The sequence below is a fragment of the Paenirhizobium cremeum genome, from assembly GCF_022884085.1.
In the GTDB taxonomy this organism is placed as follows: Bacteria; Pseudomonadota; Alphaproteobacteria; order Rhizobiales; family Rhizobiaceae; genus Allorhizobium; species Allorhizobium cremeum.
Window position 1 is genome coordinate 112,707 of sequence record NZ_JAGGCS010000011.1, and the last position, 13,189, is coordinate 125,895.

General features: G+C 63.2%; 8 protein-coding genes. 1 reads left to right on the forward strand and 7 read right to left on the reverse strand.

Annotated elements, in window-relative coordinates:
* Positions 1 to 124: 124 nt before the first annotated feature.
* Positions 125 to 1,222: a DUF475 domain-containing protein gene (locus tag J5N58_RS19000; protein WP_112829517.1), complete on the reverse strand. Its 1,098-nt coding sequence runs from the start codon at positions 1,220 to 1,222 to the stop codon at positions 125 to 127.
* 445 nt (positions 1,223 to 1,667) lie between these two features.
* Here J5N58_RS19000 and J5N58_RS19005 point away from each other — a divergent pair, with 445 nt between their 5' ends.
* On the forward strand, positions 1,668 to 1,955 hold the full coding sequence (locus J5N58_RS19005) for a YARHG domain-containing protein (RefSeq protein ID WP_244712248.1): 288 nt from the start codon (positions 1,668 to 1,670) through the stop codon (positions 1,953 to 1,955).
* A gap of 6 nt (positions 1,956 to 1,961) precedes the next feature.
* Here the strand turns inward: J5N58_RS19005 and J5N58_RS19010 are convergent, their stop codons facing one another.
* The 6 genes from J5N58_RS19010 to J5N58_RS19035 all read right to left on the reverse strand — a co-directional run bounded on the left by J5N58_RS19010 (position 1,962) and on the right by J5N58_RS19035 (position 13,100).
* A complete protein-coding gene (locus tag J5N58_RS19010) occupies positions 1,962 to 2,381 on the reverse strand; it encodes an OsmC family protein (RefSeq protein WP_244712250.1) in 420 nt (139 codons plus the stop codon).
* A 91-nt stretch (positions 2,382 to 2,472) separates the two neighbouring features.
* Entirely contained in the window at positions 2,473 to 4,563 is a 2,091-nt protein-coding gene (gene pbpC, locus J5N58_RS19015) for a penicillin-binding protein 1C (protein ID WP_244712253.1), read from the reverse strand.
* 13 nt (positions 4,564 to 4,576) lie between these two features.
* Positions 4,577 to 10,033, reverse strand: coding sequence for an alpha-2-macroglobulin family protein (locus J5N58_RS19020; protein ID WP_244712255.1), 5,457 nt, complete (start codon positions 10,031 to 10,033; stop codon positions 4,577 to 4,579).
* 106 nt (positions 10,034 to 10,139) lie between these two features.
* Positions 10,140 to 11,423 (reverse strand): CynX/NimT family MFS transporter, encoded by a 1,284-nt coding sequence (locus J5N58_RS19025; RefSeq protein WP_113424675.1) that lies wholly within the window; start codon positions 11,421 to 11,423, stop codon positions 10,140 to 10,142.
* Positions 11,423 to 12,097, reverse strand: a complete 675-nt coding sequence (locus tag J5N58_RS19030; protein ID WP_113424673.1) for a FadR/GntR family transcriptional regulator — start codon at positions 12,095 to 12,097, stop codon at positions 11,423 to 11,425. Before J5N58_RS19030 ends, J5N58_RS19025 begins: the two co-directional genes overlap by 1 nt.
* A gap of 70 nt (positions 12,098 to 12,167) precedes the next feature.
* The gene (locus J5N58_RS19035) at positions 12,168 to 13,100 is read right to left on the reverse strand and encodes a LysR family transcriptional regulator (RefSeq protein ID WP_113339333.1); all 933 of its coding nucleotides are present in this window, start codon (positions 13,098 to 13,100) and stop codon (positions 12,168 to 12,170) included.
* Positions 13,101 to 13,189 lie beyond the last annotated feature (89 nt).

Sequence of the window (13,189 nt, forward strand, 5' to 3'; positions counted from 1 at the left end):
CGAGAAATTCCCGCTAGGCGATACCCCTCGTAACGGATGCTGTGAAGGGTATCGCTATTGATAGTTCTAACGAACCAATGCGGGCGTCAGCGGCCGGCATCAGGCCGGCTCTTTCACCTTGCCGTCAGATGTTTTCGGCGACCGCCTGTCGATCGTGCTGTAGTTCCTCTTCCCGTTCCTTGCGGTTGTAGCGGATGGAGGACCAGAGCGAGATGCCGATCAGCCCCGCGCCGCCGAGGCCGGTGATGACTTCGGGGATATGAACCAGCGTCTGGCAATACATGATTACCGAGAGGATGAGGATGGCGTAAAAGGCACCGTGCTCCAGGTATCGGTATTCGGCGAGCGTTCCCTTATCGACCAGCATGATGGTCATCGAGCGCACGTACATCGCGCCGATACCGAGACCGATCGCAATCACGAACAGGTTCTGACTGAGTGCGAAGGCACCGATAACGCCGTCGAAGGAGAAACTGGCGTCCAGCACTTCGAGATAGATGAAGGCGCCGAGGCCACCCTTCGCCGCTTCCGACATGGCCTTTTGCGAGTGATCCAGAAGTCCGCCGATCACCTCGACGACGAGGAAGGTGAGAAGCCCGTAGATCGCCGAATAGACGAAAGTGTTGGCTTCCTCGCCTTCGAGCAGGTTCGAAAAGAGCAGGATCAGCAGAAGCACGAAGGCAATCTCGATGCCCTTGATCGAGGCGGAGCGCGCCATGTGCTTCTCAAGGAAGACGATCCAGTGCACCTCCTTTTCGTGGTCGAAGAAGTAGGTGAGGCCGACCATCATCAGGAAGGTACCGCCGAAGGCAGCAATCGGCAGATGCGCCTCGGTCATGATCCTCGCATATTCCCCCGGTTCCCGGGCCGCCAGGAAGAGCGCCTCGATCGGCCCGATGCCGGCGGCTATCACCACGATCAGCAGCGGGAAGACGATACGCATGCCGAAGACGGCGATGACGATACCCCAGGTCAGGAAGCGATGCTGCCAGACCGGCGTCATGTCCTTGAGTTTGTTGGCGTTGACGATGGCGTTGTCGAAGGAAAGCGAGATTTCGAGAACTGCGAGCACTGCGCAGATAAAGAAGACGGTTGCCATGCCGCCAAGCGTTCCGGTGGACTGCCATCCAACCCAGCCACCGAGAAGAAGGCCAATAGCGGTCACGATGAAGGCCCATTTGAAATAGGAAAGCGTCGGCTGTCCGGTCGAGGGTGTGCTCATTGGCGTGCCTCCGAACGGTTGAAAGCGAAAGGATGCGGGAAATGATCGTGCATGGCGACGCATGCACGCGGGATAGGCATGATCTGAAGAGTCATGTTTTTGAATCCGCCGGCTCATCTTGCTGGCGGTACCGACATCACGAGAGCGCCGTAAACTCTCGCCAGAGGGGCCCGGCACCAGAAGTTTGGTCCGCAACGCAAGGCACTGGGCGTTGCGTGACAAGCCGGTTTTAACTCAGCCCGACCACGCGTCAAGCCCCAAATCTCCCGGCCGTATATGACTTGGGGCGGTGTGTGGCGGATTTCCAGTGGCAGTCAAGACATCAAGCGAAAATTGCTGGAACCGGCCAAGGACAGCGGATGAAAGCCTGCGAGTGACCTGCATCAATGGCTCATTGCCGAATTCGCTTATATTCGCTGTGTTCGAGTATCCGAAGGAGGGGATCGTGGACAGTCGTTGGATTATCGTGATTGCGCTCTTGCTTGACGTCTTTGCCGTCATACCCGGAGTTTTCTCTGCGGCCCATGCGCAGGATTACCGGGCGATGAGTTGCGAGGATCTGTGGTACGCCCGCAACGAGATTTATGCGGAGCGGGGTTATTGCTTCAAGACGCAGCGCGCCCGCGCCGTCTTCGGGCGCGGATGCTTCCCGCCTTATGGCGATCTCTCGCCGACGGAGATGCGGGAAGTGGCAAGGATTGAGCAATGGGAGATGCGGAAGGGTTGCAGGTGACGGGGGTCAGTCGCCGAGTTCGATCGAGAATTCGGGATTTCCCGCCAGCGTGTTGCTGACCGTGCAGATTTCTTCTGCGGCATGGACGATCTTCCGGCGGGTGTCGGCGTCGAGGTCCCCCGCGATGGTCATGCGGACGTCGAAGCGCGTGACCCGCGAGGGTCCCTCATAGGCCTTCTCGCCCTTCACTTCGGCCGTGATGTTCGTGACCTTGTCCATGACATGCATCTGAGTCGCTGCTATGCGGGCGCTCATGGCGAGGCAGGCGGCGAGCGATGCGTAAAGCAGATCGACCGGATTGAAGCCCGGTTGGCTCGGACCGGTGACGATATCGATCTCGCCTCCGGTGGCAGATACGACATGGGGAAAACCGCGATGGCCGAGCGTTGCCGTTGCGCCGGTTTGTCTCGTTTTCAGTTCCGTCATGGCCGCGACCCCTTTTCCAGTCGGTCATGACTTACGCTCGTCGGGACCGCGGGGCAAGCCGCCCGCTGCTCCGGCAGCATGAATGGCGTTTTCAGGACCGGACGAAAAAGCCCACTGTTGCCGCACGTCCGGCTGCGTCGATGACGGTCAGCGTTGAATAGCCGACACCCTCCGGTCTCCATTCCGTCGTGCGTCGGCGGGTGGGTTCCGAAAGCGGCTTGCCATTGGCAAGCCAGCGAAAGGGTGCGCGCCCGGACTGCAGTTTCAAGGCAAGGGGCAGCGGCGCGCCATCGGGACCGGTGCCAAGTTCGATCTGGGCGCCCTCGGGCGGATAGACGATCTGCGGGGGTTTTTCGCGCGTCGAGGCAGAAAGGAGACCGCTGGGATCGAGCGAGAACCGACGCTGGCTGATCGGCAGTTCCGACTGGGCGATGCGGTTTGCGCCGCGCGGGGTGGAGGGAAGCGGAGTGCCTGAAAGGCCCGATTTCGAAAACGCCTCGAACAGCAGGGGAGCCGCCGTCGCGTAACCGGAAATACCGGGTACGGCAGCGTTATCGGGGCGGCCGATCCAGACGCCGAGGACATAACGGCCATCGAAGCCGACCGACCAGGCGTCACGGTAGCCATAGCTGGTGCCGGTCTTGTAGGCGACGCCGATGGCAGGGCTGCCGGATGGCGGCAGTACGCCCGAGAGAATGTCCGCGACATTCCATGCCGCGACGGGTTCGAACAATGCGGCGACGTTTTCGATCTCGCCGGGCTGGTCGTTGATGCCATCACCCAGCCGCACCGGCGTCTGGCGGTTGGCGAGGCCGGCATAGAGCTGGACGAGTTCCTTCAGCGTCAGGCCGGCTCCTCCGAGCGCAATGGCAAGTCCGGGCGCTTCCGCGGTCGGCAGGCGCGGACGCACCTCGGCGCGACGCAGCCTTACCATCAGCTTCGAAGGGCCGAGCGCATCGAGCAGCCGCACCGCCGGTACGTTCAGAGAGAGTTGCAGAGCCTGACGGATGCTGACGTCGCCCTGATAGCTCATGTCGAAATTCTTCGGCCGGTAACCGAAGAAGTCCGCCGGCCGATCCTCGACAATGGTCTCCTGCGCGACCAGACCTTCCTCGAAGGCCAGCCCGTAGATGAAGGGTTTAAGCGTCGAGCCGGGCGAGCGGTTGACGCGAGTCATGTCGATCCAGCCGGAGCGGGAGGCATCGAAATAATCGGCCGCGCCGATCTCGGCGACGATTTCCCCGGTCTCGGCATCAGCCATCAGCATGGCGAGCGACACCTTCGGGTCGAGACGCTGGGAGGTTGTCCGCGCAACGGTTTCCAGCCGCTGCTGCACATCCCGGCGAAGCGTCGTTCGATATGTCGTTTCAGCCGGAGCCTTGCGTCTTGCTGCTTCCGCCAGATGGGCGGCGAGCGCCGGCAGTTGCAGGCGTTTTTCCGGCAGGGGAGCGATTTCGGCGCGGGCGATCTCGCCGGGTTCCAGCACGCCGGCGGTGTTCATGCGTTGCAGTACGCGCTTGCGGGCCGCTTCGGCGTTTTCCCTGTAGCGGTCGGGGCGGCGTCTCTCCGGCAGTTGCGGCAATGCGACCAGCAGGGCGGCTTCCGCTGTCGAAAGGCGTTTCGGTTCCTTGCCGAAATAGGCAAGGCTTGCCGCCCGCACGCCTTCGAGATTGCCGCCATAGGGCGCGTGGGTGAGATAGAGGTCGAGGATCTCCGATTTTTCCAGCCGCCGTTCGATCTGCAGGGCGCGGGCGATCTGTATGAGCTTCGCCGTCAGCGACCGCTCTCGGCGCGGTTCGATCAGGCGGGCGACCTGCATGCTGAGCGTCGAGCCGCCCGAAACGATGCGGCCATTGGTCAGCAGTTGCCAGCCGGCGCGCCCGAACGCCATGAGGTCGATACCGGAATGCTCGTAGAACCGCCGGTCCTCATAGGCGACCAGCATTTTCACAAGCCGCGGATCGACATCGGCAGCCGTCGTTTTCAGGCGCCACAGCCCGTCCTTCGTCGCGAAGGCGCGCAACAACTGCCCGTCGGTATCCAGCACTTCGGCCGAGACCGTGGCGGCCTCCGGCAATGGCGGCGGAAAGGCGCGGTCAGCGGCGTCGAGGGCAAAGAGTGTTGCGGTCGCTGCGACGGCAGCAACCGCAAGACCCAGACCCGCGACGCGCAGCTTTCCCATCACCGCTTTCCCGTTACTCCGCTGCCGAGACCTGCATGCGGCCGGTGGCCGTGCGGGCCGAGAACTGCGGCCGGTACATGTCCTCGACCGAGGCTGCCGGATGTTCGTATGTGCCGGGCGTTACGGCGCGGACGACATAGGCAAGGGTGATCTCGCCGTTCTCGCTGGCCGGCCGGTTGATCGCCGCGACGAAACGGTCGTTGCGGAATTCGAGGTGGGCCGTTTCCGTCTCGCCGATCCAGTCGAAGTTGGCGAGCGCCGCACTGTCGACGAGGCTCGGATTGTCGATCTCGAAGCCGGCGGGAAGCAGGTCGGTAATCAGCAGTTGCGCCGGCCAGTCGTCATTTTCGGTGACGGTGAGAACGACCACATAGCGCTCGTTCTGTGCGGCTTCGCTGACATTCGCCTCCTCGCCATCCAGCGTGTAGTAGGTGCGGGTGATGTCGAAGCCCTCGCCGCCTGCCGGTAGCGGAGCCTTGGGTGCCGCGACCGTGGTGATCGCTGCCGAAACCGGATCGCTGCTCTTGTTGGTCAGCGTAACCGTATGCTGGAGCAGGGCATCGCCGGTGATGCTTGCCTGATAGGCGCCGTTATGCTGTGCGCCGTTGATATCGAGCGACAGGCCGTCATCTCCCTTCTGCAGGGCGCGTGCGGCCAGCAGAAGCCAGGTCTGTTCCTGGGTGCTGAGATACTGTTTTTCGCGCCATTCGTCGGTCACGACCTTGGCGAGTGCGGGCACGATTGGCGGAACCGGACGGCTTTCGGCGGCAAGAGCGAGCACGGCCGCTCCGTCCCGCAGCGACGAGCCATAGTCCGAACGGTTGAGGCTGACCCTGGTCAGGCGCGCTTCTTCCGACATGCCGGCAGCATCGAGGAAGACCGAGCGCGAGCGTTCGGCATCGCCATAGAGCGAAAGTGCCGCGGCCAGATGCGCCTTCGAAAGCGGGGTCGGGAAATCGCCGAGCATCGTATCGGCGTAGTAGCGCAGGTCGCTGATCGCGGCCTTGCGATTGCGCGCCAGCACGTAGAGCGAATAGGCGATCTCGTTGCCGCGGCTGCGGATATCGGCGTCGTAGCCGATGCGGTTCTGCAGGTTTTCGATTGCCTGCAGCATCGCCTGTTCCGGCACTTCGAACCTTTGCTCGCGGGCGCGGGTGAGAAAATCGGTGACATAGGCATCGAGCCACAGGTCCTCATAGCCCGGAGCCCAGAGGCCGAAGCTGCCGCTGGAGGACTGGTAGGAGAGAACCCGGTAGATCGCGTCCTGCACCCGCTTCTTCACATCCGCGTCGTCGGGAAGGCCGGAAACCGCGGAAAGTTCGCTCAGATAAAGCAGTGGCAACGCCCGGCTGGTGGTTTGTTCGGCGCAGCCATAGGGGTAGCGGTCGAGACCCATCAGCAGGGCCGGAAGGTCGAAGCCATCGGCACGGCTGACATTGAGGCTGACCGCCGCATCCTGGAGCAGGCTGTCGGCCAGCAGGTCGGCATCGACGGTCAGGCTCTTGCCGGGGGCGAGAGACAGGACCCGGCGTTCCGTCACCGGAAGGGATGCAGGACGGACGGGAACCTCGAGGCTCTGGTCGAGCGACAGGCCGGAAGCATTGGAGAGCGCAATGTCTATGGTCGCCGCACCCGGCTCGACGCCGATGACGGGCAGTGTCACGACCGTCTTGCCGCCGGCTTCCAGGCTGATTGTCTGGGTCGCGGCCTGCGGATCGATGCGAACCGCATCGTTGGACGACACCGCAAGGGTGTAATCGCCGGTCGGAGCATCGGTTGCGGCGATATCGAGGCGCAGTTCGGTCTCATCGCCGGGGGCGAGGAATTTCGGCATGCTGGCCGTGACCACCACTGGATCGCGGATGATGACATCGGTTTCGGCGTGGCCGACGCCGGATTTCGACCAAGCGACGGCCATCACTCGGGCCGTGCCGTTGAACTGCGGGATATCGAAGGACACTGCGGCGCGGCCATCGGCATCGAGCTTCACCGGACCGGCAAAGAAGGCGACCAGCTTTTCCTTCGGCGGATTGCCCTGAAGCGGGCTTTGTGCGCCGTCACCGCCAGTGCGCAGGCGTCCCATCGCGCCAAGCGATCCGTCGATCAGGCGGCCGTAAAGGTCGCGGATCTCAAGACCCAGCCGACGCTGGCCGAAATACCAGTCTTCCGGGTTCGGGGCTTCGTAACGCGTCAGGTTGAGGATGCCGACATCGACGGCGGCGACCATGACATAGGCTTCCTCGCCAATGCCCGCACCTGCCACCTCGATGGGGATTTCCAGCGGCTGGCGCGGCAACGTCTGTTTCGGCGGGTCGAGCTTGATCGCCAGTCGGTCCATGCCCGGATCGACCTTCAGCCAGCTTACGCCGATGGCGCGCGCCGGCATGCGGCTTTCCTGCGCGTCGCCGGGCCGGAAAAGCGTTGCGGTGACATAGGCTCCGGCACCGAATTCCGCGGTGACGGGAATGGTGACTTCGCCTCCATCGGCGGGAATGGTCGCCACCTGCGTGGTGACGAGAGATTCGGTGCCGACGGTTACAAGCAGTTCGCCGGCAAAGCGCGGCGAGACCTTCAGCGTCGCCGTATCGCCGATGGCGTAGCTTTCCTTGTCGAGCCCGATTTCAAGCGCATCGGGTGTTTCCGTGGTGCTCGCCTCGACAAACCAGCCGGCGTCGAATTCCACGCTGGTCGCGGGGCCGTTGAGGATCGCCGTTTCGATTTCAAGGCGGTAGCGACCCCATTGAACCGGAGCGGAAACTTCGGCTCCATTGGCGGAAATATCGACGGTACCATCCGCCACCTGCTTGGTGGTGATGATCGGCTCGTAGCGCCAGGATGTGCCCTCGCGATACCACTGGTAATTCCGCTCGAGGCTGACGAGTTTCCACTTTGCGCCGGAAAGCGCCTGACGCTTACCGTCGGGACCGAGCGCGATGACGTTGAATTTCGCGATCGAATTTTCGGCAAGGTCGCCGGTGAATTCGGGCTTGATGCCGATCATCGGGCCTTCGGGGCGAACCGGAAGCGTGAGCTTGCGCTCCACGGCGCGGCCGCCGCCTTCGACAAGGCGCAGGACGACTTCGGCGTTGAGAAGCTGCGTCGTCGATGGCAGTTCGCCGAGTTCGACATCGAAGGTCGTCTTGCCGTCCTCGTCCAGCGGTTCCAGCGCTTCGAGCGGCACCTGGGTTTCTTCGCCGGCCTCTTCGTCCGCAAGGCCGAAGACATAGCGCTCATAGTCCGGATGGCTGCGGGTCGGGCGGATATTGACCTCGCCCTCCAGCGACAGGCCGGCGGCAGGTGCGCCGTAGAGATAGCGTCCGTCGACGCTGACTGCGACGGAGGCGCCGGGTTCGATGTCCTTCGCTTCGCTGGTGATGTCGAATTCCAGCCTGTCCGGCACAAAGTCGTCGACCAGGAAGGTCTTGCGAGCGATCGCTTCCTTCTTTGGATCGGTATGGATCGCGAGGCTCCATGTACCGCGCATGGCGTTGGCGAGCAGCGGCAGGTCGACGGCATAGCCGCCAAGCGTTTCGCTGGTCACCACCATGCGGCGGAATTCAACGCCATCCGGCCGGGAAAAGATGAAGGTGAGCGGCAGCCGGTCGATGGAGTCGGCCTCGATGTCGCGGGCGAGCGCCGCTGCATGCACGGTCTCGCCGGGGCGGTAGATGCCGCGTTCGGTCCATGCGAGCAGATCGATTGCGCCGGGAGCAGGCCGGCCTGTGACGCCACGGTCGGAAAGGTCGAAGCCTGCGCGGGTCATGTCGAGGAAGACGTTGTCGTCGTCCTGCAAGCGGGCGGCGATAACGGCCGGGGCAAGCGCTGCGCCGGCACGGATGAGGCCGGCATCGAAGCGGGCATGGCCATCGTCATCCGTCTTCGCCGTCGCCAAAACCTCATTGTTCTTGGCGATCAGCTGCAGGTCGACGCCCGCCAGCGGTTTTGCCGTCGCAAGAGAGCGGGCGAAGACGTGCAAGCCATCGGTGCCGGCGAAGGTGGATAGCCCGATGTCGGAGACGACGAACCACTGGGTCGCGCGGCTGTCCCAGTTCTCGGTATTCGCGTTGGCGACAGATGCCGTCATCACGTAAATGCCGGGCTTGCGCTGGGGCAGGGCCTCGTCCACCGGGAAGCTGGTAACGACGTCCTTGTTGAGTTCGGTGGCGATATCGATAGAACCCTGCCAGACAAGTTCGCCTGTTTCGCTTTCGATGCGGTCGGCGCTGTAGCCGTCGAGCTGGGTGAGGAACTGCGAGGCGGAAAGCAGGGGAGCGACGTTGCGGTCGCCGATGCGATAGAGCTTGAGGCTGGCGCTGTCGGCGTTGACCGAAACCAGCGGAATGCCGCGCCGCGCCGTGGAGGGCAGGACGAAGCTGTCGCCGGTGAAGCGAACCGATGCGGAACGGTCGCGGACATAGATTTCGAGATCGACCTGCGCCTCGAGGCTTTCCTCGACGGAGGAGGGTAGGCCGGCGCGGAGCGCCAGCTTGTAGCGGGCGCCATGCGTCAGGCCCTCGACGCAGATCTGGTTGTCCTTGGCCTCCAAGGCCTTGGGTGCTGCACCGTCGAGCATCACGAAGGGCGTGTAATCGACCCCGCGCTTGACCAGCGGGTCGGAGAATTCGACGCAGGCGCGCGGCGTCAGGCTGTCGGCATCGACGCTGTTGGAGACGACACGGAAGCCCTTGCGGGAACGCAGGTCGTTATAGGCGGCCTGCACGGTCTTGGCGGTGACGAGCTTGAGGCTTTCCTTGTAGGCATTCAGCGCGTTGCGGTAGTCCTCGGAGTTTTCCAGACCCTTGGCGAGAGTGGCGAGCGCATCGGCGCGGGTCTGTGTGTCGCGGCTCAAGAGGTAGCCGTTGAGTGCGGCGAGTACACCTTGCCCGATGACGCTGCCGTTGCCGGTAATTGTATTGGTAGCACGGGCCATTTCCAGCCAGATGGCGGTGTCGTCAGGCGTGATCGCGAGCGCACCCTTGAAGGCGTAGAGCGCCGCGTCGATGTTGTTGTTTGCGAACGACTGACGGGCGATGACGAGCAGGGCGCCCTGGCCGAGCTGCTGCTGGTCTTCTCCGAGTGCGAGGTCTGCGCGCTGCGTGCGGGCATCCTCCATCAACTGGTCGGAGACGAATTCCGGTCGCTTGGCTGCCCCGAGGTCCTCCTCAACGCCTGCTTCCACCACGCGACCGGCAATGGCGCCGGCAAAGGTGTTGAGCTGGTTGAAGTCGGACTTCAGGAAGCACCATTTCACCTTTGGATTGTAGGTGAAAGCGCGACAGGCGCCGTCAGCGATGCAGCTTGCCTCGCATTCGTCGAGTGAGAGGTTCTTTTCCGTTCGAAGGTCGAAGCCGAAGTAATCGCCGTCAGGCGTGGTGACGATACTACGGGTGTCGGCCGCGACTACAGGCGTCGCCAGCAGCGAGATTGCCAGGAATCTTGCGAGAAAACCAAAAGCCTTGCGCCCAGACATCCTGTCCCTCCCACGCTGACCGTTTTATTAGGAGGTACTCTTCTTCCATAACAACAGCTTGTCAATTGGACCGAAGATGAGGCTGTGCGCGGGGACACAGGCTCATCTATGCCTCTTTCGTTCCCGAACGGACGTCTACATATGCGAGACGCCCGGCGCCCCAGCCGTTGATCGCGGCGCCGAGACCGATTGCGACGAAAAGTAGAGCCGTTGCCGAAAAACTCCCGCTCCAGCTCCTGGTGAGTCCGACCAGCAGGGGGCCGATGGCTGCCAGAAGATATCCGACGAACTGCGCCATCCCCGAGAGATGGGCAGCGACGTGGGAATCCGGCGAACGCAGGACGATGGCGGTCATGGCGAGGGCGATCAGGCCGCCCTGGCCGATGCCCTGCAAGATGGCCCAGATCCATATCGTCGAGAGGGGTGCAAACAGAAGGCCGAGCAATGCGACGACCGCGATAATGGCCAGCGCCACATTGATGAGCCTCTGGTCACGACTGCGCACGGCGATCTGCGGCGAAACGATACAGGACGCCGCCTGCACCATTACGGAGACCGAAACGATGGCGCCCGCGGTCACCCCGTCGATACCGCGTTCGCGCAGGATGGGGACCAGCCAGCCGAAGACGCAATATGCGAGCGCCGATTGAAGTCCCATGAACAGCGTGACCTGCCAGGCCAGTCGATCGCGCCAGAGGCCCTCGATGCAGGTGCCGCTGCCCTTGGCCGGTTTTGTGCTTCGCAACGCCTGCGGCAACCAGATGAGCGCCACCGCGAAAGCGGGCAGGGCCCAGAAGGCGAGCGCTGCACCGAGCGAGCCATTGAAGGCTTTCTCCACAGGCAGGCTGAGGCCGGCGGCGCCGGCAGCCCCGGCGCAGAGCGCCATGGTGTAGAATCCGGTCATCAGCGCCGCGCGATCGGGAAAATCCCGCTTGACCAGCCCCGGCAGGAGGACATTGCCGATAGCGATGCAGGCACCGGCAAGGGCAGTGCCGAAGAAGAGCAGGGGAACCGACGAAAGGCCCCGTAAGGCCGTTCCGGTGGCCAGGAGAAAGACGGCAAAAAGCAAGGTTCTTTCCGCGCCGATCCTCTGGGCAAGACGGGGTGCCAGCGGAGAAAAAAGGCCGAGGCAGACAACGGGCACTGTCGTGAGCAGGCTCGCGCCGAAGGCGGAGAGTCCGAGTTCCGAACGAATTTCGGGCAGCAGGGCCGATGCGCTGGAAAAGACGGGACGAAGGTTGAAGGCAATGAGCACGAGGCTGACCGCCAGAAGCCAGCGAGTGGCCGGACCCGTGACCCCGGTGACGGCGGAGGACGAAGGCGTGTCTTCGGCGTCGATCAGAAGCTCGTCCGCGAGGTCGAGCACATGGCTGTCGGCATTGTCGGTCATCAGTCGTCCCGCCGGTCGAGATAGGCAAAGACCGGGGCCATGAAACGGCGCACAGCGGCGTCTGCCTTGTCGGGCTCGCCGGTTTCGATCGCATCGACGATTGCCATATGGGCGGCCATGTCGGGTTCGGGCAGGTCGCCCGCTGTCGTGGCTTCGATGGTTTCCGTGATCGAGGCAGAGAAGAAGTCGTAGAGTTCGACCATAGCCCGGTTGTCGGACGCTGCGACGACGGCCCGGTGGAAGGCGAGATCGCGCGCAATGAAGGCGGCGCGGTCGCCTTTATCGGAGTTGCCGCGCTGGGCGAGCAGGGCGCGCAGGCGGACGATGGTTGCGGCGTTGGCGCGGAGTGCGGCAAGGCGCGCTGCCTCGACGTCCAGAGCGCAACGGGCCTCGAAACGATCCCGCAGGCTGGCGCGCCGGGCGGCATCCAGCGCACCATCGGTTCCTACAAGGGAGCGCACATAGGTTCCCGAACCGTGGCGCACGTCGAGAAGTCCCTGCGAGGCCAGGACCCGCACGGCCTCACGAATGGTGCCGCGGCTGACGCCGAGCGTTTCCGAAAGGGACGCTTCATTGGGAATGCGAGAGCCGACCGCCCAGCGGCCGCTGCGGATCTCCGCGCGCAACGCTTCGGTGGCCGTATCCGAAAGACTGATTTTTTGAAGCGCCTTCATGGTTCGATGATTAAGTCATCTGATGATTTTGGTCAAGCGCGTGGCTCGATGCATCCGACAGGCTGTCACATCAGGATAGCTGCTCGCCGCGGCCGAACTGACGGGCGTTGAATTCGCGAACCTGTTCCAGAAGCCATTGGGAAAAGGCGGAGGCGGGCGGGTAGGCCATCTTCGATAGGGGCCTGACAAGGTAATAGGCGCTGGCGCTCCTGACCTCGTGGTTCCAGGCGCGCACCAGTTGCCCGCTGGAAAGCTCGGGTTCGATCAGGAAGGTCGGCACGAGAGCGATGCCGAGATCGGCGAGGCAGGCTTGCACCACATTGGAAATCTGTTCGAAGCGCATGCCGCCGCCGCGGCCGTTCGGTATGTCCAGGCTCGCGAACCAGTGCTCCCAGGCGCGGGGCCGCGACGCGAGATCGAAGAGCGGCATGGAGAGCAGGTCTTGCGCACGGGCAACCGGATGATCGCGAAGAAAGGCTGGGCTGCAGACGGGCGCCACCATCTCCTGCATTAGGAACTGGCAATCGGTGCCGGGCCAGTTCGGTTCGCCGATATGGATGGCCGCGTCCAGTCCGGAGCTTTCGAAATCGAACTGCCCGATGCGGGTGGCGAAATCGATGATGATGGAGGGGTTGCGGGCGAGAAAATCCGGAATACGCGGCATCAGCCAGCGGGTGCCGAAGGTCGGCAGCATCGCAAGGCGCAGATGGGTGTCGCCCGCCTTGGCCATCGCTTCGAGAGAGAGCGTGCGGATGGTCGCCAGCGCGTCGCCGATGCCCTTGGCGTAGTCGCGGCCGATGGGGGTCAATTCGACGCCCCGGTTGTTGCGTTCGAAGAGCTTGACGCCAAGCTGATCTTCCAGAAGGGATATCTGCCGGCTGATGGCCCCTTGGGTCAGCGCCAGTTCGTTGGCCGCGGCGGAAAAGCTCCCAAGCTTCGCCACGGAATCGAAGGCCGCGAGCGCGCTGGTGGAGGGCAGGAAACGGCGTTGATGGGTCAGCATCCGATATGAATAGACCTGATGGCAGCATGAGTAAACATGGCTTGCGCAGGGGGGCGAATTCGTCAATCTGGCCTAAAATCTGAAGAGGA

Excerpts from the sequence above, each read along its gene's own strand:
- J5N58_RS19000 (WP_112829517.1), bottom strand. The coding sequence starts at position 1,222 with ATGAGCACACCCTCGACCGGACAGCCGACGCTTTCCTATTTCAAATGG.
- J5N58_RS19010 (WP_244712250.1), bottom strand. The coding sequence starts at position 2,381 with ATGACGGAACTGAAAACGAGACAAACCGGCGCAACGGCAACGCTCGGC.
- pbpC (WP_244712253.1), bottom strand. The coding sequence starts at position 4,563 with ATGGGAAAGCTGCGCGTCGCGGGTCTGGGTCTTGCGGTTGCTGCCGTC.
- J5N58_RS19020 (WP_244712255.1), bottom strand. The coding sequence starts at position 10,033 with ATGTCTGGGCGCAAGGCTTTTGGTTTTCTCGCAAGATTCCTGGCAATC.
- J5N58_RS19025 (WP_113424675.1), bottom strand. The coding sequence starts at position 11,423 with ATGACCGACAATGCCGACAGCCATGTGCTCGACCTCGCGGACGAGCTT.
- J5N58_RS19030 (WP_113424673.1), bottom strand. The coding sequence starts at position 12,097 with ATGAAGGCGCTTCAAAAAATCAGTCTTTCGGATACGGCCACCGAAGCG.
- J5N58_RS19035 (WP_113339333.1), bottom strand. The coding sequence starts at position 13,100 with ATGCTGACCCATCAACGCCGTTTCCTGCCCTCCACCAGCGCGCTCGCG.